Origin of the sequence: Streptomyces sp. NPDC002054 (genome assembly GCF_040296685.1) — a bacterium.
Classification (GTDB): domain Bacteria; phylum Actinomycetota; class Actinomycetes; order Streptomycetales; family Streptomycetaceae; genus Streptomyces.
Genome location: NZ_JBEOXT010000013.1, coordinates 48,017 through 73,000 on the forward strand (window position 1 = coordinate 48,017; position 24,984 = coordinate 73,000).

The window sequence follows — 24,984 nt, forward strand, 5'->3', positions numbered from 1 at the left end:
GATCATGCAGTGTCCGAAGTGTCACGCGATGATGCATACGTACAACCGCAGCGGTGTCCAGATCGAGCAGTGCAGCGGCTGCCGGGGCATCTTCCTGGACTACGGAGAGCTGGAGGCCCTGACCCGTCTCGAGTCCCAGTACGGCCAGGTTCCGCCGCCGGCGGCGCCGCCCGCCTACCCGGCGCAGCACGCCGCCCCCGCGCCCGCCTGGGGCGCCCCGCAGCACCACGGCCACGGTCATGGCCACCACCGCGGTTTCGGCCGGATGCTGTTCTCCTCCTGACGGGGGGAACACGGAAGCCCCGGCCGTGGAGACGGCCGGGGCTACCGGGATGGTGCGCGATACTGGGATTGAACCAGTGACCTCTTCCGTGTCAGGGAAGCGCTCTCCCGCTGAGCTAATCGCGCGGGTCGTACCGTGCGGCACAAAGCCGCAGGATACTGCGTACTGCGTGCGCGATACTGGGATTGAACCAGTGACCTCTTCCGTGTCAGGGAAGCGCTCTCCCGCTGAGCTAATCGCGCGGGTAGATCCGAAGATCCGGGATCCGAAGATCCAGTGGACGATACTGGGATTGAACCAGTGACCTCTTCCGTGTCAGGGAAGCGCTCTCCCGCTGAGCTAATCGTCCATGGAGGTGGAGACGGGATTTGAACCCGTGTAGACGGCTTTGCAGGCCGTTGCCTCGCCTCTCGGCCACTCCACCAGGAGTGATTACAGGGGTTCGGGAAGATCCCCCACATCGAGCGGACGACGAGATTCGAACTCGCGACCCTCACCTTGGCAAGGTGATGCTCTACCAACTGAGCCACGTCCGCATGTCGCCGTCTTGCTTGGGGTTTTTCCTTCGCTCCCCGGCGACGTGTTGAACTCTAGCGGATTCCCGGGCCAGCTCAAAAACGCGTTTCCGCAGCGTGCTGCCCTCCGGTCACCTCAGGTCACCCATCGGTCACCTCTCCGGCGCCTTCCGGTCACCGGTCATAGACTCGACGCCGTGCAAGACCTGCAGCCCATGGCCCGCTTCGGCGGCCTCCTCGCCACCGATCTCCGCGATGTGACCGGCGACGTCTCCGCCCTTGACTCCACCGGGTTCTGGGCGGTGTCGGCCGACTTCGAGGGGCGCATCACCTGTGCCCGCTTCGGAGACATACGCCCGGCCCCGGTCCCCGCGCCCGTTCCGGGCGCGTGGCAGGGGCCCGCCGCCGACCGGTGGACCTCCTCCCTGGACCGGGACGCCTATGTGGCCGGCGTACGGCGGATCCGGGAGCACATCGCGGCCGGGGAGGTCTACCAGGCCAATCTGTGCCGGGTGATGTCAGCCCCGCTGCCGGACCCGGCCGGAGCCGATGTGGACGCGCTCACCGCACTCCTCGCGCGCGGCAACCCCGCGCCGTACGCAGGAACGATTCGGCTTCCGGCGCACGGCGTCGAGATCGCCACCGCCTCCCCGGAGCTCTACCTCAGCCGCACCGGCCGCCACATCGAGTCGGGACCGATCAAGGGGACCGGCCGCACCGCCGACGACCTGCTGGAGAAGGACCACGCCGAGAACGTGATGATCGTCGACCTGGTCCGCAACGACCTCGGCCGGGTCTGCGCCACCGGCTCCGTCGCCGTCCCCGAACTGTGCGCCGTCGAGGAGCACCCCGGCCTGGTCCACCTGGTCTCCACCGTCAGCGGCGAGCTCGCCGACGGGGCCGGCTGGCCCGAACTGCTCGCCGCCACCTTCCCGCCGGGCTCCGTCACCGGCGCGCCCAAGTCCTCCGCCCTCCGGATCATCGAGGCCCTGGAGACCGCCCCGCGCGGCCCCTACTGCGGTGGCATCGGCTGGGTGGACGCCGACCGCGGCACCGCCGAGCTCGCCGTGGGCATCCGTACGTTCTGGATCGACCGGCAAGCCCCCGGCGGACCCCGGCTGCTCTTCGGCACCGGCGCCGGCATCACCTGGGGCTCCGACCCCGAGCGCGAGTGGGCGGAGACCGAACTGAAGGCCGCCCGGCTGCTCGCGGTAGCGTCGGGTGCGTATGCGGCGAGTGAAGGGACCGTACGGTGAGGATCTGGCTCGACGGAGCGCTGCGCGAGGGCGACGGCGCGCGGGTGTCCGTGTTCGACCATGGTCTGACGGTCGGCGACGGCGTCTTCGAGACGCTCAAGGCCGAGCACGGGCAGGTCTTCGCGCTCACCCGCCACCTGGAGCGGCTGACCCGGTCGGCCCGCGGACTCGGCCTGCCCGACCCCGACCCCGAGGAGGTCCGGGAGGCCTGCACCGCCGTCCTCGCGGCCAACCCGATGCCGCTGGGCCGGCTCCGGATCACCTACACCGGCGGGGTGTCCCCGCTCGGCTCGGACCGGGGTCAGGAAGGCACCACCCTGGTCGTTGCCGTCGGCGAGACCACCCGCCGCCCGGACAGCACCGCCGTGATCACCGTGCCCTGGGTGCGCAACGAGCGCAGCGCGATCGCCGGCCTGAAGTCCACCTCGTACGCAGAGAACGTGGTCGCCCTGGCCGAGGCGCACCGGGCCGCGGCCAGCGAGGCGCTCTTCGCCAACACGGTGGGCCGGCTCTGCGAAGGCACCGGCAGCAATGTGTTCGTGGTCCTCGACGGCGAACTCCACACCCCGCCGGTGACCTCCGGCTGTCTGGCCGGGATCACCCGGGCCCTGGTCGTCGAATGGGCCGGGGCCAAGGAGACCGAGCTGCCCTTCGACGTCCTGGAGCAGGCCGAGGAGGTCTTCCTGACCTCCACCCTGCGCGATGTCCAGGCGGTCCGCCGGATCGACGGGCGCACCCTCGCGGACGCCCCCGGACCGGTCACCGCCGAGGCGATGCGGATCTTCGACGAGCGGTCCGCGGCCGACATCGATCCGTAGCGAATCCGGCTGACGCGGGGCCGCAGGGCGGGTAGAACAACGCTGATGACCACCACCCTGCGGCCGAGCGAGCCGCTTCAGCAGCACAGTGACGGCAGCCGAACGCGGGCCTACGAGGTCCGCGTCAACAGCCGGCGCGTCGGTGTCCTCGAACTCGCCGCCGGCCGGGACTCGGTCGGCGTGATCCGGGGACTGCGGATCGACGAGCCGGACCGCGGGCGCGGGCGCGGCACAGTGGCCGCGCTCGCCGCCGAGGAGGTGCTCCGCTCCTGGCGGTGCGCCCACATCAGGGTCTCCGTGCCCGCCGACGCGGGCCCGGCGCTGCGGCTGGCCACGGCGCTCGGATACCGGGAGACCGGCCGGATCATGGCCAAGGACCTTCCCGAGGTCCCTCCGGAGCTGCCCGCGCAGAGCGCCGGCCGCCCCATGACCGGGGCCGAGTACGAGGCCTGGGAGGAGGCCGACGTGCGCGCGTACGCCGAGCAGCTGGTCCTCCCCGGCATCACCGCGGAGCAGGCCCTCGCCGCCTCCCGCGCCGAACACGACCGGCAGCTCCCGGCGGGCCGGGACACCCCCGGCGCGGCCCTCCTCGTCCTGGAGGCCCCCGGCACGGGGGCCGTCGGCACCGTGTGGGTCGGCGAGCGGGAGCTGCCCGAGGTGGGCACCGTCCCGTACGTGTACGACGTCGAGGTCGCCGAGGGGCAGCGCGGGCGCGGCCACGGGCGGAGCCTGATGCTGCTGGCCGAACGCGCGGCACTCACCGCCGGGGCCGCCACCCTCGCCCTGCACGTGGCCGCGGACAACACCCCGGCCCGGAGCCTGTACGTCTCCCTCGGCTACCGCGATCTCGCCGTGAACGCCCTGAAGGAGCTGCTCTAGGAGCTCTTGAGCGGTTAGGCCGCGGCCAGCAGGCGGTCGGCGATCTCCTCGATCCGGGCGCGCAGGCCGTCCTGGCTCTTGCCGCCGTCCAGCCGCTCACCGCCGATGACGTAGGTCGGGGTGCCGGTCACGCCGATGGCCTTGCCCTCGGCCTGGTCCGCGTCCACGATCAGGATGTGCCGGCCGTCGATCAGCGCGCTGTCGAACTCCTCGGCGTCCAGGCCCAGTTCGCGGGCGACCTCGATCAGCAGCGGCTCGCCGACCCGGCCCAGCTCCTCGGCGCGGGCGAGCACGGCCTCCGCGTACGCCCAGCCCCGGCCCTGCTCCGCCGCCTCCTCGGCGGCCTGCGCCGCCGCGAACGCGTGCTTGTGCTTCTCCAGCGGGAAGTGGCGCAGGACGATGTCCAGCCGGTCCCCGTAGCGGGCGCGCAGGGCGTGCAGATCGCCGAGGGCGGTGTGGCAGTCGGTGCACTGGAGTTCGCACCAGACTTCGAGGACGACGGGACCGGCGTGGCCCTGATGGGATTGGCTCATGGGGCCAGTCTCCCAGCCCGCCGGGCCCGGCACCGACCGGGACCTGGGGGCGGACCCCGGCGGGACCTGGGGACGGCACCTGGGGAGGATCCCGAACCCGGAGATCTCCCGGAGATCCGTCCGGGAAGCCGTCGCGCCGTGGCCCGGACGGCCCGGCCCGGTGCAGGATGGACAGTGACAAAGCACCCACCGCTGGAGGACCGCATGCTTGCCGAGACCATATGCTCCGCGGCGTCCGCGGCCGGCCTGGGCATCGCCGCGCTGACCGCGTACCGCAAGCGCTTCCTTGCCGCGACCCGGATCGCCGCGTACTCCCTGGTCCCGGTCGGCCTGGTGATGACCGGGGTGGTGGCGTGGCTGACCGGGATCGTCTTCAAGCCCTCGGTCTGGGTGGGCTTCGGCCTGCTCGGCCTGTCCTGGGTGCTGTTCGCGACCACCCGGGCGGTGGAGCGCCGCCGCCTCGGGGCCGGTGCCGAGGGCGGCGCGCAGAGTGTGAACAGCGGGAAGAGCGGGAAGCGGCTGCGGGGCCGGAAGGCGCAGCCCGAGGCGGTGGCGCCGGGCGCCTCCGCGCCCTCCCTCAGCGCGGGCGCGCAGCCGCAGCCGGGTCCGGCCCGGAACACCGCCGCTCCGGGGGACGACTTCTCCGACATCGAAGCGATTCTGAAGAAGCACGGAATCTGACGAACTCCCTCACACACCTTGGCGTGTTGAGGGGCGATCCGGGGCGGCTTGCGCCATCATCGCCCCGACATGCTCGACACAACGCAGAGCGAGCCGCCCGGACGCGTCAGCGTTCCCGCCGCCGCCGAGGAACCGCGCGGTTGCCTCTTCGCGCTGTCCCAGCCGCCACTGATGATCTTTCTGGCGGTGATCGGCACGCTGCTGCTGCTCGCCGCGGTCCACGATCTGTTCGTGCTGTGACCCCTGCGGTGACCGGGGCCGGGGGAGGCTACTCCCCGGCTTCCTTGCGGCGGGCCCGGTACGCGGCCACATGCAGCCGGTTCCCGCAGGTCCGGCTGTCGCAGTAGCGGCGGGAGCGGTTCCGGGACAGGTCCACGAAGGCCCGCCGGCAGTCCGGCGCCTCGCAGCGGCGCAGCCGTTCCTGCTCGCCCGAGACCACGATGAAGGCCAGTGCCATGCCGCCGTCGGCCGCCAGGTGGTCCCCGACCGAGGCGCCCGGCGCGAAGTAGTGCACGTGCCAGTCGTAGCCGTCGTGGTCCGTCAGCTGCGGGGTGGTGCCGGCCGTGGCCACCAGCTCGTTGATCAGCCCGGCGGCCGTCCGGGCCTGCGAGGCCGCGAAGACCTGCGCGAATTTGTTGCGTACGGTGCGCACTCCGGCGAGGTCGCGGGCGCTGAGCTCGCCCACCCCGCTGATCGAGTACTCGTTGACAAAGGTCCGCAGAGCTCCGGTGTCCGACAGCCCGTCCGGCTCGTTGCCCTCGGGCGCGGTGTTCACCAGGGCGACGACGACGTCGAGCGCCCGGCGGGTGTCGTGGGGAATCTGCACGTGCCCGACTCTAGCGCTTCGTGCGAAAACCGGACCGGCGCTGTTCCCGCGGACGGCTTTCCGCGGGAACAGCGCCGGTCACGCCGTATGTGGTTGTACGGCTCGCACCGTCGCCCCGAGTCGGACGGTGTCGAGCGGCGGCCGGGCCGGCGGCTGCCGGCTCGCGCTGGATCGTGCTCGATCGATCTGGTCGAACGGGCCGGATCAGCTTTCAGCCAGGATGTGGGACAGCTCCTTGTCGAGGTCGAAGTGCCGATGCTCGGTACCGGGTGGAACCGCGGCGTCGGTCCGCTTCAGGAACGACTCCAGTGCTCGGGCGGGTGCTTCGAGCAGGGCTTCTCCCTCCGGTGAGCTCAGGGCGATGCAGACGACGCCCTGGCCGTGGCTACGGGACGGCCAGACCCGGACGTCTCCGGTACCGGTGGGCCGGTGGAGGCCCTCCGCGAGGAGGTCGCGGGCGAATACCCATTCGACCGTCTCCTCGGCGCCGGTGTGGAAGGTGGCGTGCACGGCGTAGGGGTCGGCCGTGTCATACCGCAGGCCCGCGGGAACAGGCAGAGAGGACTCGCTCGACACAACGAGGCGCAGGTGCAGCTCGCAGCTGACCGTGGTGTTCATAAGCGCCAGGGCCTTTCGCTCAGTGTGCGCTCGGGGATTCGCACGTCGGCGAAATCGACATGCCACCTACGGTGCCGTTGTAAACCCCTCTGACCGTTTTGCGGACCTTCGGGTCCCTCGGACGGCGGATCCAAACGGCCATTCACGTGTGCTTTCGGCTCGGGTACATTCCTGCCCATGGATACGGGGAGTGACGACGCCAAGACCACCGATATGCCCGAGACGGAGCAGCCGCTCGGCTCACGGGCGCCCGCCTTCATCCAGGCGCGCAGAACCCTTCACCTGAGCTGGCAGGTCGGCGTTTTCATCGTCGGCCTCGCCGTCGTGATCACGGGCGTCATCCTGCTGCCCCTGCCCGGACCGGGCTGGGTGATCATCTTCGGTGGCATGGCGATCTGGGCGACCGAGTTCGTCTGGGCCCAGCTCGTGCTGCGCTGGACCAAGCGCAAGGTCACCGAGGCCGCCCGGAAGGCCCTCGATCCCAGGGTCCGCCGCCGCAACCTCATCCTGACCACGACCGGCCTGGTGATCGCGGGAACCCTGCTCGGCATCTACCTCTGGAAGTACGGCATCACCATGCCCTGGGACCTCAAGGGCGAGTGATCGCCAACCGGTCGCGGGCGGCCGGGCAGGATGGTCAAAGGCACCGCTGACATGGGGTAATGTTTGCGGTGCGCCCGGGCGATTAGCTCAGTGGGAGAGCGCTTCGTTCACACCGAAGAGGTCACTGGTTCGAACCCAGTATCGCCCACCCGGACGAAGGCCCGGAGACTTCTCGAAGTCTCCGGGCCTTCGGCGTTCCCGGCCCCCGGGCCCCCGTGCTGGGGCCCGGGCCCGGGCGGCTACCGCAGTCGGCCCAGGGCCCCCCGGAGCCGCCGCGCGTCCCGCAGCCGCTTCTCGTACGTCGCCCCCACCGCCAGCAGCAGCACCCCCGCCAGCGCCGGCGGCAGCCAGCGCGGCAGCGCATCGGCCACCTGCACCACGTACGGCATCAGCTCGTGCAGCGCGTCCAGCGCCAGCACCGTCCCGCCGAGCAGCAGCGGCGCCTGCAGCCGGCGGTGCGCCCCGGCCAGGGTCACGCCCAGCGCGGCCACCCCCAGCAGCAGCGGCCGGAGCCAGTGCGCGTCCCCCCAGGCCGCGACCAGGCTCGGCAGCAGGGTCGCCGCCAGACCGGGCCCGTACGCCGTCCAGGACGAGGCCTGCGGGTCCCGGCGGCGCCGCAGCAGGCCGACCGCCAGCGCGGGCACCGTCACGGGCAGCGTGTACGCCTCCGGGACCTGCACCCCGGACGCGGCCAGCCGCACCCAGGTCGCCGCCACGAACAGCACCCCGGCCGCATAGCCGACCCCGCGCCGGTCCGGCCGTACCGCCGCACCCGCGCACACCACCCCGGCCAGCGCCAGCAGCAGCGCCAGCCAGGCGGGCTCCGCGGCGGCCAGGGCCACCGCCAGGCCGCCCGCCACGGCCGCCGCGACCTCCACCGGCACCCGGGGCACCGCACCGCCCCGTCCCGGCGGCCGGACGGCCACCGCCGCCGGGACGGCCAGCACCAGCAGCCCCCAGGCGTGCACCGGAAGCTCCAGCACGGCCCCCAGGGCCATCAGCAGCCCCGTCGCGTACCCGACGGCCCCCACCGCCGCACCGGCCCGCAGCCACGCCGGGGCGGGCCCGTACGCCGCCCCCCACGCGCACGCCGCCCCCAGCACCCCGAACACCCCGAAGGTCGCCGTCCGGCCGTCCAGCGCGGCCACCGCCACGGCAGCGGCCCCCAGCAGGGCACACACCGCCGCGACCACCCCGGCCGCCCGCCGGCCGCCCGGACCCGTGCCGGACCACCGCAGCGCCAGGAACAGCGCGGCCACCGACACCCCGGCCTGCACCACCAGCACCACGGGCACCGCAGCCTCCAGCAGCACCGGAGCCACGAACAGCCCCGCCCACCCCAGGGCCACCGCCACCCCACGCGGCTCCGGCCGCCGCAGCAGCCGCTCCAGCAGCCCCGCCGCAGCCGCCACCAGCAGCAGCACCACCGGCACCGCCGCACCCGGCCACAGCACCACCGGAGCCGGGACCGAGGCCTCCCAGACCTCACCCGCCACCGCCAGCCGCGCCGCCTGCGCCACCCCGGCCGCCGGCAGCACCGAGAGCACCGACAGCGCCGCGACCACCGCCCCGGCGACCGCCAGACCCAGCCGGACCGGCCGCGGCCACCGGGGCGCCCGTACCGCCCCGAGCAGCGGCAGCGCCACCGCCAGGTACACCACCACCGGCCAGCCCGAATCCCAGGCCGGCCGCAGCAGCCCGCCCAGCGCGCCCACGGCGGCGAAACCGCCCGCCGCTGCCATCGCGTACCCGGCCGCCGGGGCCCCCGCCGTCACGCCCGCCGCGCGCCAGGCCACCGCCACACACCCGGCCGCCAGCGCGGCGAGCAGCAGCGACGGGGCCACCGCCCCGGTACCCGCCGACACCGTCAGCCCGATCAGCAGCACACTCGTACCGAACGCCGCCCCCGACACCCCGGCGCACCACCGCACGACCGCCCGGGCCCGCGGCCACAGCGCGAGCCCGGCATCCAGTGCCGCCGTGGCCAGCAGCGCCCAGCCCACCCCGGTGGCCCCGGCCCCCGCGGCCAGCGCCGCCAGCGGCAACGGCAGCTGCCCGGTCAGCACCGCGGCCGGCAGCGGCATCCGCAGCGGGCGCAATGCCAGCCCGTACCCCGCCCAGACCGCTGCCAGCACCGCCGCCGCCCCGGCCGCGTACGCCAGGCCGTCCGTGTCCGACAGGCCCACCGCGTACAGGGCGTACGCGTCCAGCACCGTCAGCGTCAGACCCACCCCGGCCACCGACTCGGCGGTGGACCGCAGCCCCCGGCGCAGCAGCAGCGCGGGCGCGGCCAGCGCCGCCGCCGTCACCGCGGCCAGCACCGCCGACCGGCCCCCGATCCCCATCGAGCCCCAGCTCACCAGCGTGAACGCCAGCGCCGCCACCCCGAGCAGCACCGCACCCAGGGTCAGCAGCACGTTCTGCGCGCCGGGCGCCGAAGCCTCTGCGGGCCGCGGCTGTGCTGCCTGAGCCGGCCACGGCTGCGCGGCGGCCTGCAGCCGCCCCAGCAGCCAGGCCCGACGGCCCAGCAGATACACGCGGCGGGCGTCGAGTTGGACCAGTTCGCGGTCGACGAGCACCAGCTCCTCGGCCGGCGGCAGAACGTTTTCCATGTTTCGCAGTGTGGTGCCGGTCACGCAGCCCGCACATGGGTACGCATACTCATCTATGGACTGGAGTTGCTACCGATTCCGCAGTGTGTGGGACCTCGCCGCCCCGCCCGCCCGCGTCTACGCCGTCCTGGCACGCCCCGCCGACTACCCGCTCTGGTGGCCCCAGATCCGGGCGGTCACCCCCGACCCCGCCGACGGGCGGACCGGGACCGCCGAGTTCCGCTCCGTCCTGCCGTACACGCTCCGCGTCACCGTCACCGAACGGCCGGCCGACCCCGCTCGCCGGGTGCTGGAGGTCTCCCTGGCAGGGGACCTCGAAGGGTGGGTGCGGTGGACGCTGCTGCCCCTCGGTGAGGGCGGCACCCGGGCCGTGTACGAGCAGGAGGTCGTCGTCCGCAAGCCGCTGATGCGGCGGCTCGCGATCGCCGGGAGGCCGTTCTTCCGGCTCAACCACGCCCTGATGATGCGCTCCGGACGGCGCGGTCTCGCGGCATACCTAGAAGCGGTTTGAACGAACCCCGGCCGGGCCTGTATGGTTCAGTCCGTTCCCGGGCGATTAGCTCAGCGGGAGAGCACTTCGTTCACACCGAAGGGGTCACTGGTTCGATCCCAGTATCGCCCACACCGGGAGAAGCCGGTCCGTCTCAGACGGACCGGCTTTTTCGTGCTTGTTCGTGCGCTCAGGCGGCGGTGGACAGCTCCGGCCGCACCGGCCAGTGCGGATCCACGGCCTCTTCCGAACCGTTGCGCGCGAACCAGGCCTGCAGCCCGCGGGCCTGCGCCGCATGCCACACCGCCTGCAGGGTGTGCAGCTCGGCCGGGGTCAGTCGCTCCAGCCGGGTCGCGAAGCGGCGGCCCACCGCCCGGACCACCTCCAGCGAGGCCAGCGCGTCCGCCGCCGCATCGTGCGCTGCCTCCAGCTCTATGCCGTAGTGACCGCACAGATCGGTCAGCGTCCGCCGGCCCTTGCGGTAGCGGTCCAGATGCTTGTCCAGCACCCGCGGATCCAGCACCGTCAGCGGCCGGTTGTCCATGTACCGGGACAGCGAGGACGCCCGGTGCCGGCGCAACTCCCGGTCCAGCAGCGTCAGATCGAACGGCGCGTTCATCACCACCACCGGCCGGCCGGCGACCTGCTGCTCGGCCAGGGTGCGGGCTATCTCCTCCACCACCGGGGCCGGCCAGCGCCCGTTGCGCTGGAGGTGGTCGTCGGTCAGACCGTGCACCTCGGTGGCGCCCGGCGGCACCGGAACACCGGGATTGACCAGCCAGCGAGTCGCCCGGGCCCGGCCGCCCGCGCACTCCTGGACGACGATCGCAGCGGACACGATGCGGTCCTGCTCGACGTCCACACCGGTGGTCTCTGTGTCGAATGCGGCCAGCGGGCCCTCGTACCAGCGCGTCATGGCGAACTCCTCGTCCCCGAACGGCAGGCGAGGCCTGCCCGCATGCGTGATACCCGGGAGGTTTGCCCCGTACGCCGTTTGCGGCCCGTCGGGTGCGGAGACAACTCCGGTGGGGGACCGTACAGGTGAGCGGTCGTCACAATCCGGCCAGTCGAGCCTGGAAGGCATGGGGAGCCATGGCGCTCGCGCATCCCGAGCCGGGTGAGGTGCTGCGCGGCAGCCTCGCCACCACCGCCTGCATGGAGACCCTCCAGGTGGGCTATCTCCATGCCGTCGCCGCCGCGGCGGGCTGCTCGCTCTCCCAGCCGTTTCCGGACAACGGCATCGACTGGCACGTCAGCCACGGCGCGGCCGAGCACACCGTCGACGACGAGGTCACCATCAAGGTGCAGCTGAAGGCGACCTACCAGGTGGCCGCCCGGCCGCCCGGGCCGACCTTCGCCTTCACCCTCGACAACGAGCACCTGCTGAAGCTGGCCAGGACCCCGGTCGCCGTCCACAAGATCCTCGTGGTGATGCTCGTCCCGCGGGAGCGCCGGGACTGGCTCGATGCCGGGCACGACCTGCTCGGCCTGCGGCACTGCTGCTACTGGACCAACCTGGCGGGTCACCCCGTGACCGGCCGGCGCCGCACCACCGTCCGGATCCCGACCACGAGGATCTTCGACGACCGCGCGCTGTGCGAGATCATGACCCGGGTCGGGTCGGGAGGGACACCCTGATGCACTGGCAGTCGCCGAAACCCGAACCACACGCACCCTTCGCCCCGGACCCGGACCTGGAGCCGGACCTGGAGCAGGCCGGCTCCCGGCCCGACCCGGGACAGGTCGATCCGGCCGTCCTGGCCGCCCTGTTGCACCGGCACGGCTGGCAGCGGCGCGGGGGCGCGGCCGGCCGGTACGGGCGCTGGACACCGCCCGGCCGGGCCGGCACCAGCCTGCTGGTCCCGGAGGACCGGTCCTTCCCGGACTGCACCGACCTGCTGGACGAGGCCCTCACCGCCCTCACCCGCAGCGGGCTCCCCTCGGCCCGGGAGGTGCTCTACGGGCTGACCGTGCCCAGCGACGAGATCCGCTGGGCCCGCGACACGGCGCCGGCGGCCGAGTCCTCCTGGACCGCGCAGGAACAACTCCGCTCGGCCGCCCGGCAGCTGCTGGTCGCGGGCGCCCTCGCCGACCGCGCCCGGGCCGGCTACTACGGCGCACGGTGGCGCGGCCAGGCGGAACGGTCCCTGGACGGGGTACTGGTGGGCCCGGCACCCGGCGGACGCCGGCTGACCGCGTACGTGCCGGTGGACGGCGGCCGGGGGACGGTGACCCGGCTGCACCATGCGCTGCACGCGGCCCGGGAGGCGGTGGACTACCAGCGGGCCACGGGCGGCATGGAGGCCTTCGACGCGGCGGTCGCGGCCGGAGTCAGCCGGGAGCTCGCCGAGGCGCTGATCGCCCTGGTCCACGGCTCGGAGGGGGCGACGGTCGCGCTGGCCTGGGCGCCGGCCGCGGGGGTGCCGGCGGGCTGCGCGGCCCGCCCCGAGCCGGTCGAGTTCTCCCCGGGCGACCTGCCCGCGCTGCGCGAAGCGGCCACCCGCTACACCCGGGACGAACCGGCGGTCCCGGTCCGCCTGGCAGGCGCAGTGGTCCGGATGCGCCGCTCGGCCCCGGGGGGCGGCGGCACGGTCCGGCTGCGGGTGCTGTCGGGCGCGGAGATCGCGTATGTGCGGGCCGCGCTGGACGAGGAGGCGTACGGGGTGGCGGGCCACGCCCACCTGGCCGGCGTCCCGGTCCGGCTCAGCGGCCGGCTGGAGCGCCGCGGCGGCTTCCGCCGCCTGACGGAGGTCTCGGACGTCACCCCGGTCCCCCTGGACGAGGTCGACCACGACCGCCTCCTGAAGTCCCTGGAGGACGACTCCCTCCCGGACGCGTGACCCCGGGCCCCGGCGCACCCGCTGCGCGGGGCCTCACCCCACCCCGCCCCTCCCCGAAACCGGGGCTCCGCCCCGACCCCCCGGGCGCAGCCCGGCCCCGGGTGCCGGGCGGAGCCCGTGCACCCAGCGGGTGTGGGGCGCAGCCCCACGAGCGGGGGCCGGGGCCGCAGGCCCCGGTTTCGGGAAGGGGCGGGGTGGGGGACAGCTCCGCGCAGCGGAGCCCTGGGGGCTAGCGGGTGTGGGGTGCGGGGCGGTGGAATGAGGCCATGCGGAGGCCCGGGGCCGGGGAGAAGTCTGCGCCGCGGACGAAGCCCAGGCCCTCGTACAGGGCGACAGCCGGAGCGTTCGCCGCACCCGTAGTCACCTCGGCCGCGCGCCCACCCGCCACCTCCTCCAGGAAGTACCAGACCAGCTGCGAGGCGATGCCCTTGCGGAACCAGGCCGGGTCCACGCACAGCCGGTCGATCCGGGCCGCCGCGTCGCCCGCCGCCGGCTCCTCCCAGGCCAGGAACCCGGCCAGGCCGCCGTCCCCGTCGGCCGCCCCCACCCACCGCAACGGCCGCGCCCGCAGCTCGGCCAGGCTCTCCCGGAGCGCCGGGATCCCGTCGAAGCCGATCAGCTCCGCCTCCACGGCGTAGGACGCCCGTCCGAGGCGGTGCACGGCCTCCGCGACCGCGTCCTGTTCGAGGTCCAGGGGGTGTACGAGCGGGTCGGGCATGGGCGGGTTCCCTCCGGGTCAGACGGCCGTACGGGTTCGGTGCGGGCTCCGTACGGGCTCAGTGCGGGCTTCGTACGGGCCCACCCTCGCCCCCATCCCGCTCCGCCGACAACCGTTTAGCGGTCGGCCCGCCCCTCTCGGTACGATTCAGGCGCACCCGGTGTCCGCCGGCGTGCCCCCAACAGTTCAGGAGAGACCGGTGTCAGACGTCCGTGTGATCATCCAACGCGATTCCGAGCGGGAAGAGCGCGTGGTGACCACGGGCACTACGGCAGCGGACCTCTTCTCCGGTGAGCGCACCGTCATCGCGGCGCGCGTCGCGGGCGAGCTCAAGGACCTGGCGTACGAGGTGAAGGACGGCGAGGCCGTCGAGCCCGTGGAGATCTCCTCCCCGGACGGCCTGGACATCCTCCGCCACTCCACCGCGCACGTCATGGCCCAGGCCGTGCAGGAGCTCTTCCCCGAGGCCAAGCTCGGCATCGGCCCGCCGGTCCAGAACGGCTTCTACTACGACTTCGATGTGGCCCGGCCCTTCACCCCGGAGGACCTGAAGGCCATCGAGAAGCGGATGCAGGAGATCCAGAAGCGGGGCCAGAAGTTCTCCCGCCGCGTGGTCACCGACGAGGCCGCCCGCGAGGAGCTCGCCGACGAGCCGTACAAGCTGGAGCTCATCGGCATCAAGGGCTCCGTGTCGACCGACGACGGCGCGAACGTCGAGGTCGGCGCCGGCGAGCTGACCATCTACGACAACCTGGACGCGAAGACCGGCGAGCTGTGCTGGCGCGACCTCTGCCGTGGTCCGCACCTGCCCACCACCCGGAACATCCCGGCCTTCAAGCTGATGCGCAACGCCGCCGCCTACTGGCGCGGCAGCGAGAAGAACCCGATGCTCCAGCGCATCTACGGCACCGCCTGGCCGTCGAAGGAGGAGCTGAAGGCCCACCTCGACTTCCTCGCCGAGGCCGAGAAGCGCGACCACCGCAAGCTCGGCACCGAGCTCGACCTCTTCTCCATCCCGGACGAGATCGGCTCCGGCCTGGCCGTCTTCCACCCGCGCGGCGGCATCATCCGCCGGGTCATGGAGGACTACTCGCGCAAGAAGCACGAGGAGCACGACTACGAGTTCGTGTACTCCCCGCACGCCACCAAGGGCGCGCTCTTCGAGAAGAGCGGCCACCTGGACTGGTACGCGGAGGGCATGTACCCCCCCATGCAGCTCGACGGTGGTACCGACTACTACCTCAAGCCCATGAACTGCCCGATGCACAACCTGATCTTCGACGCGCGGGGCCGCTCCTACCGCGAGCTCCCCTTGAGGTTGTTCGAGTTCGGCACGGTGTACCGGTACGAGAAGTCCGGCGTGGTGCATGGCCTGACCCGGGCCCGCGGCTTCACCCAGGACGACGCGCACATCTACTGCACCCGTGAGCAGATGGCCGAGGAGCTCGACCGCACCCTCACCTTCGTGCTGGACCTGCTGCGCGACTACGGTCTGACCGACTTCTACCTGGAGCTGTCGACCAAGGACGAGTCGAAGTACGTCGGCTCGGACGAGGCGTGGGAGGAGGCCACCGCGGTCCTCCAGCAGGTCGCCGAGAAGCAGGGCCTCCCGCTGGTCCCGGACCCGGGCGGCGCCGCGTTCTACGGCCCGAAGATCTCCGTCCAGTGCCGGGACGCGATCGGCCGTACCTGGCAGATGTCGACGGTCCAGCTGGACTTCAACCTGCCCGAGCGCTTCGACCTCGAGTACACCGGCCCGGACGGCTCGCGCCAGCGCCCGGTCATGATCCACCGCGCCCTGTTCGGCTCGATCGAGCGGTTCTTCGCGGTGCTGCTGGAGCACTACGCGGGCGCCATGCCGCCGTGGCTGGCCCCGGTCCAGGCGGTCGGCATCCCGATCGGCGACGCGCACGTGGAGTACCTGCAGGAGTTCGCCGCCGAGGCGAAGAAGAAGGGCCTGCGGGTGGAGGTGGACGCCTCCTCGGACCGCATGCAGAAGAAAATCCGCACCCATCAGAAGCTCAAGGTCCCGTTCATGATCATCGTCGGCGACGAGGACATGGCCGCGGGGACGGTCTCCTTCCGCTACCGGGATGGTTCGCAGGAGAACGGCATTGCGCGTGACCAGGCACTGGCCAAGCTCGTTGACGTGGTGGAGCGTCGGGTCCAGGTGTGATCTGCTCCCCGCGTGAGTGGGGATGATCCGATGCATGAGATGCAGAACCGCGGTCAGTAGTTCTGCTCCCCGCACCAGCGGGGCTGAAGCCCCCGGGAAGTCTCACTTCCCGGGGGCTTCCTCGTCCTCCCGAGTGAACACCTGGATCAGCCAGGACGAGAACGACCCGGTGACCGCGCCCAGCAGGGCCAAGCCGCAGGCCATCAGGAAGACCGCGATCGTCCGGCCCTGCCAGGTCACCGGGACCACGTCCCCGTAGCCCACGGTGGTGAGCGTCTCGCAGGCCCACCAGAGCGCGTCCCCGAAGGTACGGATCGACGCCCCGGGCGCCCCCCGCTCCTGCTGGTACACGGCGAGCGCCCCGGCGAAGCCCAGCAGGAGGGCGGACAGCCCGGCGTACGTGATCGCCCGCGCGTACAGGCTGAGCCGCGGCTGGTCACGGCGCCGCTGGACCGCCGTGTACAGCTTGACCAGCCGCAGCGGGCGCAGCAGCGGCAGTACCAGGACGATGGTGTCCAGCCAGTGCGTGCGGGTGAAGCGCAGCAGGCCGAGGCCGCTCAGCTGCTTCCGTACCGCGTAGTCCAGCCCGAAGCACAGCCAGCTCAGAGCGATCACCGCCAAGGCGATGTTCTGCACGAGCGGGTCCGTGTCGTGGACCAGCACGATCACGGCATATCCGGCCAGGAAGAGCAGCGAGGCCGCGAGCAGCGGGAGCTCGGTCCGGTCCTCCCAGCGCTGCATCCTGAGGTTCCTCGGGTCGTCCATGGGGTCAGCATCGCCGCCCCCAGGGCGATCTCCGCCCCGGCGACACGCCGAGCGGCGGCAAGGTCATATGCTGCATGCCATGACGACTGAGCCGGAGCAGCAGATCGGTGTGGGCACGCAGGACGCGTTCCAGCGGCTGTGGACGCCTCACCGGATGGCGTACATCCAGGGGGAGAACAAGCCGACCGGCCCCGATGCCGGGGACGGCTGCCCCTTCTGTGGCATTCCGAACATGTCGGACGAGGACGGGCTGGTCGTCGCCCGGGGCAAGCACGTGTACGCGGTGCTGAACCTCTACCCGTACAACGGCGGGCACCTCATGGTCGTCCCGTACCGGCACGTCGCCGACTACACCGAGCTGGACACCCCGGAGACCGCCGAGCTGGCGGACCTCACCAAGCGGGCCATGGTCGCGCTGCGGAAGGCCTCGGGGGCGCACGGGTTCAACATCGGGATGAACCAGGGCGCGGCGGCCGGGGCCGGCATTGCCGCGCACCTGCACCAGCACATCGTGCCGCGGTGGGGCGGGGACACGAACTTCATGCCGGTGGTCGGGCACACCAAGGTGCTGCCCCAGCTGCTTGCGGACACCCGGCAGATGCTGGCCGAGGCCTGGCCCCAGGACTAGCTTCCGGAGGAACGGGGGATCGGAGCGCGGCCGGGCCGGGGCCCGGCCGCGCACTCGCGCGCGGCTTACGCGTCGTACACGTCCACCTTGCGCGGACCCGGCTCCTGGATCATGCCGCTGATGATCATCGAGCGGTTGTTGAAGCGTTCGATGTCGCAGCCGTTCTCCTTCAGGACCCGCATCGCAGCCGCGTGCACCACCCGCAGGACCGGGGTGGCGGCGCGCATCGCGTCGTCCGCCATGAACCGGTGCCGCCACATCGAGCCCGCCCAGACGTGCCGGGCGCCGAAGGGCTCGGGCAGGATCAGCTTCCCGCCGAGCCACTCCAGGACCGGCGGGTACCAGGTCAGCGGGGCGCGGACCATCAGGCGGACCACCTCGGAGGTGTCGCAGACCGGCAGCAGGCGCTCTGTGGTCTCCCAGAACCGGAGGGTCTTGGAGACCTCGACCTTCTTGGGTTCGGACTTGCTGGTGAACAGGCCGTGCACCGGGCCCAGGGCGTGGCCGGTGACCTCCACGCGGAGGGTCTGGTAGAGCACGGTCACCGTCACCAGCATGGTGATCACCAGCTGGCCGTCCCACAGCGGCCACTGGATGCCGAGGTAGTGCCGGTTGCCGGCGCTGAACTGCTGCTCGTTGCAGATGCGGGTTATTTCGTGCGGCTTGACCTGGAAGGCATCGACGTTCTCACCTGAGGGCCGGGCCACTTCCTTGGCGCCCTCGCCGACCGGGGTGACGATCCAGTGCTTGATCTGGGGGGTGGGGAAGCCGCCGGTGTGCAGCGGGCCGCGCTCGATCAGGCGGAGCTGGTCGTGGATGGCCCGGATGACGTCCCAGCTGCGGAACGGGTGGATCTCGGTGCCCTCGGTCTGCGGGACGAGGTCCTCGGCCATCTGCCAGCTGCCCCAGCGGGTGCCCATCCCGAGTATGCCCTTGGGCCCGGCGTAGAAGACGGAGTTGCTGCGGTCCTCGGCGGTGAGCTTGGCCAGCTGGTGGCGGAGGTCCTCGGCGGCCTTCTCGCCGGGCTTGCCGGACGGAACGGCCTCCGGGATCTTGGCTCCGACGCCGCCCCCGGACAGCAGGCCGTCCCAGCGGGAGCGCATGTCGACGGCGGTGCTCTCGCAGATCCGGCGGGCCAGGAACCAGCCGACGGCCGGCGCGATGATCATGCCGCGCAGGTAGTACGCCCAGAAGCCGGTGTAGGGCAGCCGGAACATCAGCACCAGGACCGCCAGGGCCACGCCGACCAGTACGACCGTCCCGATCCAGGAGGCGTGCTTGCTCTCGTTCTTGGCGAGCAGCTTGCGGATCTGGAACAGCCCCAGCCAGAGCAGCATGCCGGGCAGGAACAGCACGCCGAACAGCAGGGTGATCAGGCGCAGCTTGCGGTCGCGTTCCTTGCGGATCCGGGAGGCGGCCAGGCAGTGCTCGACCACGGTCTGCGGGTCGGCGCCGAAGGACTGGATCAGCGGTTTGCGGGCGGCCCCGAGCATCCGGGTCTCCACCGCGCGGGAGAAGGCCTCGCCCAGATTCGGCTTGAAAATGGTGGCCCAGGCGCGGCCGGCCTTGACGGTGGACTCGTGGTACTCGTTGTTGGCCTTGAGGATGTCGTCGATGGGGCTGTCCCGGTACGCGGCGGAGGCGAGCGCGTTGGTCGCCGCGGTCTGGCCTCCTGCCCCCTGCAGCGGGACCTGCGCTCCCGGCCTGAAGTCGAAACCGTCGTCCGCCACCGCTGACCGCCCCCATCGTTGTGCTGTGTTGTGCCGTGCCCGTTGTGCCGTGTTGTCCCGTCCCTGACGCATATGGGACAGGGAAATGCCGCCCACCGCAAGCGGGTTGGGTGGGCGGCCGGACACACGCTATGACAACTAGGATCCCCCCTCCGCCTGTTCGCGAATCTTGTCCGCCAGCTGCGGGGGCATCGGCTCGTGCCGGGCGTAACTGCGGCTGAACCGGCCTGTTCCGTGCGAGACCGAGCGCAGGTCCACGGCGTACCGGTCGATTTCGATCTCCGGGATCTCGGACCGCACCAGGGTCCGGCCGGGGCCTGCCTGTTCGGTGCCGACGACCCGGCCGCGGCGGCCCGCCAGATCGCTCATGACGGCGCCGACGTATTCGTCGGGGATCATCACGGACAGTTCGGCCACCGGTTCGAGGAGGTGGATCCTGGTCTCGGCGGCGGCCTCGCGCAGGGCCAGGGCGCCGGCGGTCTGGAAGGCGGCGTCGGAGGAGTCCACCGAGTGCGCCTTTCCGTCGCGCAGGGTGATCCGTACGTCGACCAGCGGGTAGCCGGCTGCGACGCCCTTCGCGGCCTGGCCGCGGACGCCCTTCTCCACGGACGGGATGAACGAGCGCGGGACGGCTCCGCCGACCACCTTGTCGACGAACTCGATGCCGCTGCCCGGCGGCAGCGGCTCGACCTCGATCTCGCAGATGGCGTACTGGCCGTGGCCGCCGGACTGTTTGACGTGCCGGCCGCGGCCGGTGGCCCGGTCGCCGAAGGTCTCGCGGAGGCTGACCTTGTGCGGGACCGGGTCGACCTGGACCCCGTACCGGGTGCGCAGCCGTTCCAGGGCGACGTCCTGGTGGGCCTCGCCGAGGCACCACAGGACCACCTGGTGGGTGTGCTGGTTCTGCTCCAGCCGCATGGTGGGGTCCTCGGCGACCAGCCGGGCCAGCCCCTGGGAGAGCTTGTCCTCGTCGGCCTTGCTGTGCGCCTCGATGGCGAGGGGGAGCAGCGGGTCGGGCATCACCCAGGGCTCCATCAGGAGCGGGTCGTCCTTCGCGGACAGGGTGTCGCCGGTCTCGGCGCGGGTGAGTTTGGCCACGCAGGCGAGGTCGCCGGCGATGGCCCGGGTGAGGGTGCGCTGCTGTTTGCCGAAGGGGGCGGTGAGGCTGCCGATCCGCTCGTCGACATCGTGGTCCTCGTGGCCGCGGTCGGTGAGCCCGTGGCCGGACACGTGGACGGTGGCGTCGGGCTGCAGGGTGCCGGAGAAGACCCGGACCAGGGAGACCCGGCCGACGTACGGGTCGGAGGAGGTCTTGACGACCTCGGCGAGGAGGGGGCCGCCGGGGTCGCAGACGGCGTCGGGGCGGGACCGGCCGTCCGGGGTGGTGACCGGCAGAGCGGTGCGTTCCAGCGGGGTGGGGAAGCCGCCGGTGATCAGTTCGAGGAGTTCGACCGTGCCCAGGCCCTGGCGGGCGCCGTCGGTGGCGGGGGCGGCCATCAGCACCGGATGGAAGGTGCCGCGGGCGACGGCCCGCTCCAGGTCCTCGATCAGGGTCTTGATGTCGATGTCCTCGCCGCCGAGGTAGCGGTCCATCAGGGACTCGTCCTCGCTCTCGGCGATGATCCCCTCGATGAGCCGGTTGCGGGCCTCGGAGATGAGCTCGAGCTCGGCGGGGTCCGGGTCGCGTTCGATGCGCTCCCCGGAGGCGTAGTCGTACACCCGGCGGGACAGCAGGCCGAGCAGCCCGGTCACGGGGGAGTGGCCGTCCGGGCCGGCCGGCCCGTACAGCGGCAGGTAGAGGGGGATGACGGCATCGGGGTCGTCCGCGCCGAAGATTTCCCCGCAGACGGCGGTCATCTGCGCGTAGTCGGCCCGGGATGCCTCCAGATGGGTGACGACGATGGCCCGGGGCATGCCGACGGCCTCGCATTCCTCCCAGACCATGCGGGTGGCCCCGTCGACCCCGTCGGAGGCCGAGACGACGAAAAGGGCCGCGTCCGCGGCGCGCAGACCGGCCCTGAGCTCACCGACGAAGTCGGCGTATCCGGGGGTGTCCAGGATGTTGATCTTGATTCCGCCCCATTCGACGGGGACGAGGGAGAGCTGGACCGAGCGCTGCTGCCGGTGCTCGATCTCGTCGTAGTCGGAGACGGTCCCGCCGTCCTCGACGCGTCCGGCCCGGTTCACCGCCCCCGAGGTCAGGGCCAGGGCTTCGACCAGCGTGGTTTTTCCGGCACCGCTGTGGCCGACCAGCACCACGTTCCGCAGGGACGAGGGCCGGTCGGCCGTCGGTGCCCTGCCGGCGGCTCCGGGCTGTTGCGTGTGTGTTTTGTCGCCCATGTTGCTCGTGCCTCCCGGTGCGACGGTGAGGAGGATGGAGTTCTTGAAGCTTTGCACCGGCGTCACCCACCGTCCATACGTAAGTGACACAACGGTGGGTGCGCGGCATCGGGCGCCGTGGCCGCTGGCTACGATGGGCCAGCCGGTGGCCGTGGTGGCCGTGCGGCCCAGCGACCCCCTGGGAAGACCATGCTGAACAAGTACGCGCGTGCCTTCTTCACGCGTGTTCTCACACCGTTCGCCGCGTTTCTGCTCCGGCGGGGGGTGAGCCCGGACGCGGTCACCCTGATCGGCACGGCCGGAGTGGTGGCCGGTGCGCTGGTCTTCTTCCCCCGCGGCGAGTTCTTCTGGGGCACGATCACCATCACCGCCTTCGTCTTCTCCGACCTGGTGGACGGGAACATGGCCCGCCAGGCCGGCGTGTCCAGCCGGTGGGGCGCCTTCCTCGACTCCACCCTGGACCGGGTCGCGGACGCGGCGATCTTCGGCGGCCTCGCGCTCTGGTACGCGGGCGGCGGCGACAACAACGCACTGTGCGCGGTGGCGATCTTCTGCCTGGCCAGCGGCCAGGTGGTCTCGTACACCAAGGCCCGGGGCGAGTCGATCGGGCTGCCGGTGGCCGTCAACGGCCTCATCGAGCGGGCCGAGCGGCTGGTGATCTCGCTGGTCGCGGCCGGCCTGTCCGGGCTGCAGATCTTCGGCGTGCCCTCCTGGATCGGCGTGCTGCTGCCGATCGCCCTGTGGGTCGTGGCCGTCGGCTCGCTGGTGACGCTGATCCAGCGGGTGGTGACCGTGCGCCGGGAGGCGGCGGAGGCGGATGCCGCGGCAGCCCCGTCGACCGGCTCGGCCGGCTCGGCCGGTTCGGCCGGCTCCCCGGAGAGCGGCGCCGCCTGATGGGCTCGATGCGGGACAGACTGACCGACGGACTGTACGGAGCCGGCTGGGCCGGAGTGAAGAAGCTGCCCGAGCCGGCGGCCGTCGCGCTGGGCCACCGGATCGCCGACTTCGCCTGGAAGCGGCACGGCCGCAGCGTGCAGCGGCTGGAATCGAACCTGGCCCGAGTGGTGCCGGAGGCCGGGCCGGAGCAGCTGCGCGAGCTGTCCCGGGCGGGCATGCGCTCGTACATGCGCTACTGGATGGAATCCTTCCGGCTGCCCGCCGTGCCCAAGGAGCGCTTCGGCCGGGACGTGCAGATGAAGGACGAGCACATCCTCCGGGAGGCCATCGCCTCCGGCCGCGGAGTGGTCGTCGCCCTGCCGCACCTGGCCAACTGGGACCTGGCCGGCGCCTGGGCCACCACCCACCTGGGACAGCCCTTCACCACGGTCGCCGAGCGCCTCAAGCCGGAGACGCTGTTCGACCGGTTCGTGGCCTACCGGGAGAGCCTCGGCATGGAGGTGCTGCCGCACACCGGCGGCGCCGCCTTCGGCACGCTCGCCCGGCGGCTGCGGGCCGGCGGCCTGGTCTGCCTGGTCGCCGACCGGGACCTGTCCGCCTCCGGCGTCGAGGTGGAGTTCTTCGGCGCCACCGCCCGGATGCCGGCCGGGCCCGCGCTGCTCGCCCAGCAGACCGGGGCGATCCTGCTGCCGGCCACCCTCTGGTACGGGGACACCCCCCGGATGTACGGCCGCATCCACCCGCCGGTGCCGGTACCCGAGACGGGCACCCGGCAGGCCAAGACCGCAGCAATGACCCAGGCGGTGGCCGACGCGTTCGCCTCCGGCATCGCCGAGCACCCCGAGGACTGGCACATGCTGCAGCGGCTTTGGCTGGACGACCTGGAGCCGCGCGACGCAGCGGGGGCCGGGGCGTGAGGATCGGCATCGTCTGCCCGTATTCCTGGGACGTCCCCGGCGGCGTCCAGTTCCACATCCGCGACCTGGCCGAGCACCTGATCGGGCTCGGCCACGAGGTGTCCGTGCTCGCCCCGGCGGACGACGAGACCCCGCTGCCGCCGTACGTGGTCTCCGCCGGCCGCGCGGTTCCGGTGCCGTACAACGGCTCGGTGGCCCGGCTGAACTTCGGCTTCCTGTCCGCCGCGCGGGTCCGGCGCTGGCTGCACGACGGCACCTTCGACGTGATCCACATCCACGAGCCGGCCTCGCCCTCGCTCGGGCTGCTGTCCTGCTGGGCGGCACGCGGCCCGATCGTGGCCACCTTCCACACCTCGAACCCGCGGTCCCGGGCGATGATCGCCGCGTACCCGATCCTGCAGCCCGCGCTGGAGAAGATCAGCGCGCGGATCGCGGTCAGCGAGTACGCCCGGCGCACTCTGGTGGAACACCTGGGCGGCGACGCGGTGGTCATCCCCAACGGGGTCGACGTGGACTTCTTCGCCGAGGCCGAGCCCAACCCCGAGTGGTCGGGCACCACCCTGGGCTTCATCGGCCGGATCGACGAACCCCGCAAGGGCCTGCCCGTACTGATGGCGGCCTTCCCGAAGATCGCCGAGGCCTGCCCGGACGTCCGCCTGCTGGTCGCCGGCCGCGGCGACGAGGAGGAGGCGGTCGCCACCCTGCCGCCGGAGCTCCGCGCCAAGGTGACCTTCCTGGGCATGGTCTCGGACGAGGACAAGGCGCGGCTGCTGCGCAGCGTGGACGTCTACGTCGCCCCGAACACGGGCGGTGAGAGCTTCGGCATCATCCTGGTCGAGGCGCTGTCGGCGGGCGCGGCCGTGCTCGCCTCCGACCTCGACGCCTTCGCCCAGGTCCTGGACCAGGGCGCGGCGGGCGAGCTCTTCGCCAACGAGGACCCGGACGCACTGGCCGCCGCGGCGATCGGCCTGCTCCACGACCCGGCCCGCCGAGCCGCCCTCTCGTCCCACGGCTCGGCCCACGTCCGCCGCTTCGACTGGTCCACGGTCGGTGCGGACATCCTGGCCGTCTACGAGACGGTGACGCTGGGCGCGGCGGCGGTGGCGGAGGACGAGCGGGTATCACTCCGCACCAGGCTGGGCCTGACCCGCGACCCGGGGGCCTGACCGGGCGCCAGGCTCAGGGGACGGAGATCCGGCGGTCGGGGCGCCCCGACGGGCCGACGCCGACCAGGTACGTCTCACCACCGGCGGTGTCCAGACGGACCCGGTCGGCTCCGTCCCAGACCGCCCCGGCCAGCTCGTTGTCCTCGGCGTCGCCGTCGAAGGACCCCAGGAGCCAGCGCCGCTCCCGAGGCCACGTGCCCTGCTGTACGTACACGAGCCAGATCGGGTCGATCGACACGTGGTCCCGGTGCACGACGAGGTGCCGGTCGGCCCGCCCGGGAGCCGCGGTACGCGCCGACTCCTCCGCGGAGGAGGTGAACTGGGCCAGGACCAGGGCCGGCAGGGCGGCCAGGCTCAGGCACACGTACCCGCCCGCTTTGAACGGGCCGTGCCGCACACCGAGCGCAAGCGCTCCGAACAGCGCAGCCAGGACCAGCCACACGGTCACCACTTGGTGCTCCCGGGCCGTGACGAGGACCACCAGGCCGCCGTCACCGCCGCCGTACCACCCCGCCACCGTCCAGCCGGCCAGGGCGACCGCCGCCACCGCCAGGGCGGCACCGAGCCCGCGGCGGACCCGCAGCCCGCGCGGCGTCCCGGTCGTTGCGTTCGTAGTGTTGCTGGTCATGGCCATGACTCCCCCCGGAGATCGTCCCCGTACCCTAGGCCCACGGGAGCCACACCCGGGAGGGT

The 24,984-nt window shown here is 72.4% G+C and carries 25 protein-coding genes and 7 tRNA genes; 17 read left to right on the forward strand and 15 right to left on the reverse strand.

Features of this window, described 5'->3' with window-relative positions:
- Nucleotides 1–4 precede the first annotated feature (4 nt).
- Nucleotides 5–283 carry a TFIIB-type zinc ribbon-containing protein gene (locus ABT123_RS14405; protein WP_150210753.1) on the forward strand — a complete coding sequence of 93 codons (279 nt, stop codon included), beginning with the start codon at nucleotides 5–7 and terminating at the stop codon, nucleotides 281–283.
- Nucleotides 284–333: 50 nt separating this feature from the next.
- Here the strand turns inward: ABT123_RS14405 and ABT123_RS14410 are convergent.
- From ABT123_RS14410 to ABT123_RS14430, 5 genes are all read right to left on the reverse strand, one after another.
- A tRNA-Val gene (locus tag ABT123_RS14410) sits at nucleotides 334–408 on the reverse strand.
- 45 nt (nucleotides 409–453) lie between these two features.
- Nucleotides 454–525: transfer RNA gene (locus ABT123_RS14415), tRNA-Val, on the reverse strand.
- A gap of 35 nt (nucleotides 526–560) precedes the next feature.
- Nucleotides 561–632, reverse strand: a tRNA-Val gene (locus tag ABT123_RS14420).
- A gap of 1 nt (nucleotide 633) precedes the next feature.
- A tRNA-Cys gene (locus ABT123_RS14425) sits at nucleotides 634–707 on the reverse strand.
- Between the two features lie 39 nt (nucleotides 708–746).
- Nucleotides 747–819, reverse strand: a tRNA-Gly gene (locus ABT123_RS14430).
- Between the two features lie 176 nt (nucleotides 820–995).
- Between ABT123_RS14430 and ABT123_RS14435 the strand changes: the two genes are divergently transcribed.
- From ABT123_RS14435 to ABT123_RS14445, 3 genes are read left to right on the forward strand one after another with little or no spacing between them, the layout of a single operon-like run.
- Nucleotides 996–2,054 carry a chorismate-binding protein gene (locus ABT123_RS14435; RefSeq protein WP_351313217.1) on the forward strand — a complete coding sequence of 353 codons (1,059 nt, stop codon included), beginning with the start codon at nucleotides 996–998 and terminating at the stop codon, nucleotides 2,052–2,054.
- Nucleotides 2,051–2,872, forward strand: a complete 822-nt coding sequence (locus tag ABT123_RS14440; protein WP_351313218.1) for an aminotransferase class IV — start codon at nucleotides 2,051–2,053, stop codon at nucleotides 2,870–2,872. Before ABT123_RS14435 ends, ABT123_RS14440 begins: the two co-directional genes overlap by 4 nt.
- Nucleotides 2,873–2,917: 45 nt before the next feature.
- Complete coding sequence (locus ABT123_RS14445) at nucleotides 2,918–3,751, forward strand: GNAT family N-acetyltransferase (RefSeq protein WP_351313220.1); 834 nt, start codon at nucleotides 2,918–2,920, stop codon at nucleotides 3,749–3,751.
- 14 nt (nucleotides 3,752–3,765) lie between these two features.
- On the opposite strand, the gene ABT123_RS14450 is transcribed toward ABT123_RS14445, so the two are convergent.
- Nucleotides 3,766–4,284 (reverse strand): DsbA family protein, encoded by a 519-nt coding sequence (locus tag ABT123_RS14450; RefSeq protein ID WP_351313222.1) that lies wholly within the window; start codon nucleotides 4,282–4,284, stop codon nucleotides 3,766–3,768.
- 204 nt (nucleotides 4,285–4,488) lie between these two features.
- Here ABT123_RS14450 and ABT123_RS14455 point away from each other — a divergent pair, with 204 nt between their 5' ends.
- Both ABT123_RS14455 and ABT123_RS14460 read left to right on the forward strand, forming a co-directional pair.
- Nucleotides 4,489–4,965 (forward strand): hypothetical protein, encoded by a 477-nt coding sequence (locus ABT123_RS14455; protein ID WP_351313484.1) that lies wholly within the window; start codon nucleotides 4,489–4,491, stop codon nucleotides 4,963–4,965.
- 69 nt (nucleotides 4,966–5,034) lie between these two features.
- Nucleotides 5,035–5,205: a hypothetical protein gene (locus ABT123_RS14460; protein WP_351313224.1), complete on the forward strand. Its 171-nt coding sequence runs from the start codon at nucleotides 5,035–5,037 to the stop codon at nucleotides 5,203–5,205.
- A gap of 28 nt (nucleotides 5,206–5,233) precedes the next feature.
- Here ABT123_RS14460 and ABT123_RS14465 read toward each other — a convergent pair whose 3' ends face one another.
- Both ABT123_RS14465 and ABT123_RS14470 read right to left on the reverse strand, forming a co-directional pair.
- Nucleotides 5,234–5,791, reverse strand: a complete 558-nt coding sequence (locus ABT123_RS14465; RefSeq protein WP_351313226.1) for a CGNR zinc finger domain-containing protein — start codon at nucleotides 5,789–5,791, stop codon at nucleotides 5,234–5,236.
- Between the two features lie 204 nt (nucleotides 5,792–5,995).
- Nucleotides 5,996–6,409 (reverse strand): SsgA family sporulation/cell division regulator, encoded by a 414-nt coding sequence (locus ABT123_RS14470; protein ID WP_030011909.1) that lies wholly within the window; start codon nucleotides 6,407–6,409, stop codon nucleotides 5,996–5,998.
- A 177-nt stretch (nucleotides 6,410–6,586) separates the two neighbouring features.
- Here ABT123_RS14470 and ABT123_RS14475 point away from each other — a divergent pair, with 177 nt between their 5' ends.
- Together ABT123_RS14475 and ABT123_RS14480 are read left to right on the forward strand one after the other, a co-directional pair.
- Nucleotides 6,587–7,012, forward strand: coding sequence for a TIGR02611 family protein (locus tag ABT123_RS14475; protein WP_351313228.1), 426 nt, complete (start codon nucleotides 6,587–6,589; stop codon nucleotides 7,010–7,012).
- Between the two features lie 76 nt (nucleotides 7,013–7,088).
- Nucleotides 7,089–7,160: transfer RNA gene (locus tag ABT123_RS14480), tRNA-Val, on the forward strand.
- A 91-nt stretch (nucleotides 7,161–7,251) separates the two neighbouring features.
- Here ABT123_RS14480 and ABT123_RS14485 read toward each other — a convergent pair.
- Nucleotides 7,252–9,624, reverse strand: coding sequence for an SCO7613 C-terminal domain-containing membrane protein (locus ABT123_RS14485; protein ID WP_351313230.1), 2,373 nt, complete (start codon nucleotides 9,622–9,624; stop codon nucleotides 7,252–7,254).
- Between the two features lie 55 nt (nucleotides 9,625–9,679).
- Between ABT123_RS14485 and ABT123_RS14490 the strand changes: the two genes are divergently transcribed.
- Nucleotides 9,680–10,135, forward strand: a complete 456-nt coding sequence (locus ABT123_RS14490; RefSeq protein WP_351313232.1) for an SRPBCC family protein — start codon at nucleotides 9,680–9,682, stop codon at nucleotides 10,133–10,135.
- 39 nt (nucleotides 10,136–10,174) lie between these two features.
- Nucleotides 10,175–10,246 (forward strand) — tRNA-Val (locus ABT123_RS14495).
- 58 nt (nucleotides 10,247–10,304) lie between these two features.
- Here the strand turns inward: ABT123_RS14495 and ABT123_RS14500 are convergent.
- Nucleotides 10,305–11,030: a 3'-5' exonuclease gene (locus ABT123_RS14500; RefSeq protein WP_351313234.1), complete on the reverse strand. Its 726-nt coding sequence runs from the start codon at nucleotides 11,028–11,030 to the stop codon at nucleotides 10,305–10,307.
- 176 nt (nucleotides 11,031–11,206) lie between these two features.
- Here ABT123_RS14500 and ABT123_RS14505 point away from each other — a divergent pair, with 176 nt between their 5' ends.
- A complete protein-coding gene (locus ABT123_RS14505; RefSeq protein WP_351313235.1) occupies nucleotides 11,207–11,752 on the forward strand; it encodes a DUF4365 domain-containing protein in 546 nt (181 codons plus the stop codon).
- Nucleotides 11,752–12,954 carry an ATP-binding protein gene (locus ABT123_RS14510; RefSeq protein WP_351313236.1) on the forward strand — a complete coding sequence of 401 codons (1,203 nt, stop codon included), beginning with the start codon at nucleotides 11,752–11,754 and terminating at the stop codon, nucleotides 12,952–12,954. Before ABT123_RS14505 ends, ABT123_RS14510 begins: the two co-directional genes overlap by 1 nt.
- A 229-nt stretch (nucleotides 12,955–13,183) precedes the next feature.
- On the opposite strand, the gene ABT123_RS14515 is transcribed toward ABT123_RS14510, so the two are convergent.
- Nucleotides 13,184–13,672 (reverse strand): GNAT family N-acetyltransferase, encoded by a 489-nt coding sequence (locus ABT123_RS14515; protein ID WP_351313238.1) that lies wholly within the window; start codon nucleotides 13,670–13,672, stop codon nucleotides 13,184–13,186.
- A 199-nt stretch (nucleotides 13,673–13,871) separates the two neighbouring features.
- Between ABT123_RS14515 and thrS the strand changes: the two genes are divergently transcribed.
- Nucleotides 13,872–15,848: a threonine--tRNA ligase gene (gene thrS / locus ABT123_RS14520; protein ID WP_351313240.1), complete on the forward strand. Its 1,977-nt coding sequence runs from the start codon at nucleotides 13,872–13,874 to the stop codon at nucleotides 15,846–15,848.
- 102 nt (nucleotides 15,849–15,950) lie between these two features.
- On the opposite strand, the gene ABT123_RS14525 is transcribed toward thrS, so the two are convergent.
- Complete coding sequence (locus ABT123_RS14525) at nucleotides 15,951–16,613, reverse strand: potassium channel family protein (RefSeq protein ID WP_351313242.1); 663 nt, start codon at nucleotides 16,611–16,613, stop codon at nucleotides 15,951–15,953.
- 67 nt (nucleotides 16,614–16,680) lie between these two features.
- Here ABT123_RS14525 and ABT123_RS14530 point away from each other — a divergent pair, with 67 nt between their 5' ends.
- Entirely contained in the window at nucleotides 16,681–17,241 is a 561-nt protein-coding gene (locus tag ABT123_RS14530) for an HIT family protein (protein WP_351313244.1), read from the forward strand.
- Between the two features lie 65 nt (nucleotides 17,242–17,306).
- Here the strand turns inward: ABT123_RS14530 and ABT123_RS14535 are convergent, their stop codons facing one another.
- Nucleotides 17,307–18,971 (reverse strand): AbeC-like domain-containing protein, encoded by a 1,665-nt coding sequence (locus ABT123_RS14535; protein WP_351313246.1) that lies wholly within the window; start codon nucleotides 18,969–18,971, stop codon nucleotides 17,307–17,309.
- A gap of 138 nt (nucleotides 18,972–19,109) precedes the next feature.
- On the reverse strand, nucleotides 19,110–21,311 hold the full coding sequence (locus ABT123_RS14540) for an elongation factor G-like protein EF-G2 (protein WP_351313486.1): 2,202 nt from the start codon (nucleotides 21,309–21,311) through the stop codon (nucleotides 19,110–19,112).
- Between the two features lie 189 nt (nucleotides 21,312–21,500).
- Here ABT123_RS14540 and pgsA point away from each other — a divergent pair, with 189 nt between their 5' ends.
- The 3 genes from pgsA to ABT123_RS14555 are packed head-to-tail and all read left to right on the forward strand — an operon-like array spanning nucleotide 21,501 to nucleotide 24,291.
- The gene (gene pgsA, locus ABT123_RS14545) at nucleotides 21,501–22,205 is read left to right on the forward strand and encodes a phosphatidylinositol phosphate synthase (protein ID WP_351313248.1); all 705 of its coding nucleotides are present in this window, start codon (nucleotides 21,501–21,503) and stop codon (nucleotides 22,203–22,205) included.
- On the forward strand, nucleotides 22,205–23,125 hold the full coding sequence (locus ABT123_RS14550; RefSeq protein ID WP_351313250.1) for a phosphatidylinositol mannoside acyltransferase: 921 nt from the start codon (nucleotides 22,205–22,207) through the stop codon (nucleotides 23,123–23,125). Before pgsA ends, ABT123_RS14550 begins: the two co-directional genes overlap by 1 nt.
- Nucleotides 23,122–24,291 (forward strand): glycosyltransferase family 4 protein, encoded by a 1,170-nt coding sequence (locus ABT123_RS14555; RefSeq protein WP_351313252.1) that lies wholly within the window; start codon nucleotides 23,122–23,124, stop codon nucleotides 24,289–24,291. The genes ABT123_RS14550 and ABT123_RS14555 overlap by 4 nt, the downstream gene beginning before the upstream one ends.
- 13 nt (nucleotides 24,292–24,304) lie before the next feature.
- On the opposite strand, the gene ABT123_RS14560 is transcribed toward ABT123_RS14555, so the two are convergent.
- Nucleotides 24,305–24,919, reverse strand: a complete 615-nt coding sequence (locus ABT123_RS14560) for a hypothetical protein (protein WP_351313254.1) — start codon at nucleotides 24,917–24,919, stop codon at nucleotides 24,305–24,307.
- Between the last annotated feature and the right edge of the window lie 65 nt (nucleotides 24,920–24,984).

What these genes read in the sequence shown, in the direction of transcription:
- ABT123_RS14405 (WP_150210753.1), top strand. Translation starts at nt 5, where the DNA reads ATGCAGTGTCCGAAGTGTCACGCGATGATGCATACGTACAACCGCAGC.
- ABT123_RS14445 (WP_351313220.1), top strand. Translation starts at nt 2,918, where the DNA reads ATGACCACCACCCTGCGGCCGAGCGAGCCGCTTCAGCAGCACAGTGAC.
- ABT123_RS14450 (WP_351313222.1), bottom strand. Translation starts at nt 4,284, where the DNA reads ATGAGCCAATCCCATCAGGGCCACGCCGGTCCCGTCGTCCTCGAAGTC.
- ABT123_RS14455 (WP_351313484.1), top strand. Translation starts at nt 4,489, where the DNA reads ATGCTTGCCGAGACCATATGCTCCGCGGCGTCCGCGGCCGGCCTGGGC.
- ABT123_RS14460 (WP_351313224.1), top strand. Translation starts at nt 5,035, where the DNA reads ATGCTCGACACAACGCAGAGCGAGCCGCCCGGACGCGTCAGCGTTCCC.
- ABT123_RS14470 (WP_030011909.1), bottom strand. Translation starts at nt 6,409, where the DNA reads ATGAACACCACGGTCAGCTGCGAGCTGCACCTGCGCCTCGTTGTGTCG.
- ABT123_RS14475 (WP_351313228.1), top strand. Translation starts at nt 6,587, where the DNA reads ATGGATACGGGGAGTGACGACGCCAAGACCACCGATATGCCCGAGACG.
- ABT123_RS14485 (WP_351313230.1), bottom strand. Translation starts at nt 9,624, where the DNA reads ATGGAAAACGTTCTGCCGCCGGCCGAGGAGCTGGTGCTCGTCGACCGC.
- ABT123_RS14490 (WP_351313232.1), top strand. Translation starts at nt 9,680, where the DNA reads ATGGACTGGAGTTGCTACCGATTCCGCAGTGTGTGGGACCTCGCCGCC.
- ABT123_RS14500 (WP_351313234.1), bottom strand. Translation starts at nt 11,030, where the DNA reads ATGACGCGCTGGTACGAGGGCCCGCTGGCCGCATTCGACACAGAGACC.
- ABT123_RS14505 (WP_351313235.1), top strand. Translation starts at nt 11,207, where the DNA reads ATGGCGCTCGCGCATCCCGAGCCGGGTGAGGTGCTGCGCGGCAGCCTC.
- ABT123_RS14510 (WP_351313236.1), top strand. Translation starts at nt 11,752, where the DNA reads ATGCACTGGCAGTCGCCGAAACCCGAACCACACGCACCCTTCGCCCCG.
- ABT123_RS14515 (WP_351313238.1), bottom strand. Translation starts at nt 13,672, where the DNA reads ATGCCCGACCCGCTCGTACACCCCCTGGACCTCGAACAGGACGCGGTC.
- ABT123_RS14525 (WP_351313242.1), bottom strand. Translation starts at nt 16,613, where the DNA reads ATGGACGACCCGAGGAACCTCAGGATGCAGCGCTGGGAGGACCGGACC.
- ABT123_RS14530 (WP_351313244.1), top strand. Translation starts at nt 16,681, where the DNA reads ATGCTGCATGCCATGACGACTGAGCCGGAGCAGCAGATCGGTGTGGGC.
- ABT123_RS14540 (WP_351313486.1), bottom strand. Translation starts at nt 21,311, where the DNA reads ATGGGCGACAAAACACACACGCAACAGCCCGGAGCCGCCGGCAGGGCA.
- pgsA (WP_351313248.1), top strand. Translation starts at nt 21,501, where the DNA reads ATGCTGAACAAGTACGCGCGTGCCTTCTTCACGCGTGTTCTCACACCG.
- ABT123_RS14550 (WP_351313250.1), top strand. Translation starts at nt 22,205, where the DNA reads ATGGGCTCGATGCGGGACAGACTGACCGACGGACTGTACGGAGCCGGC.
- ABT123_RS14560 (WP_351313254.1), bottom strand. Translation starts at nt 24,919, where the DNA reads ATGACCAGCAACACTACGAACGCAACGACCGGGACGCCGCGCGGGCTG.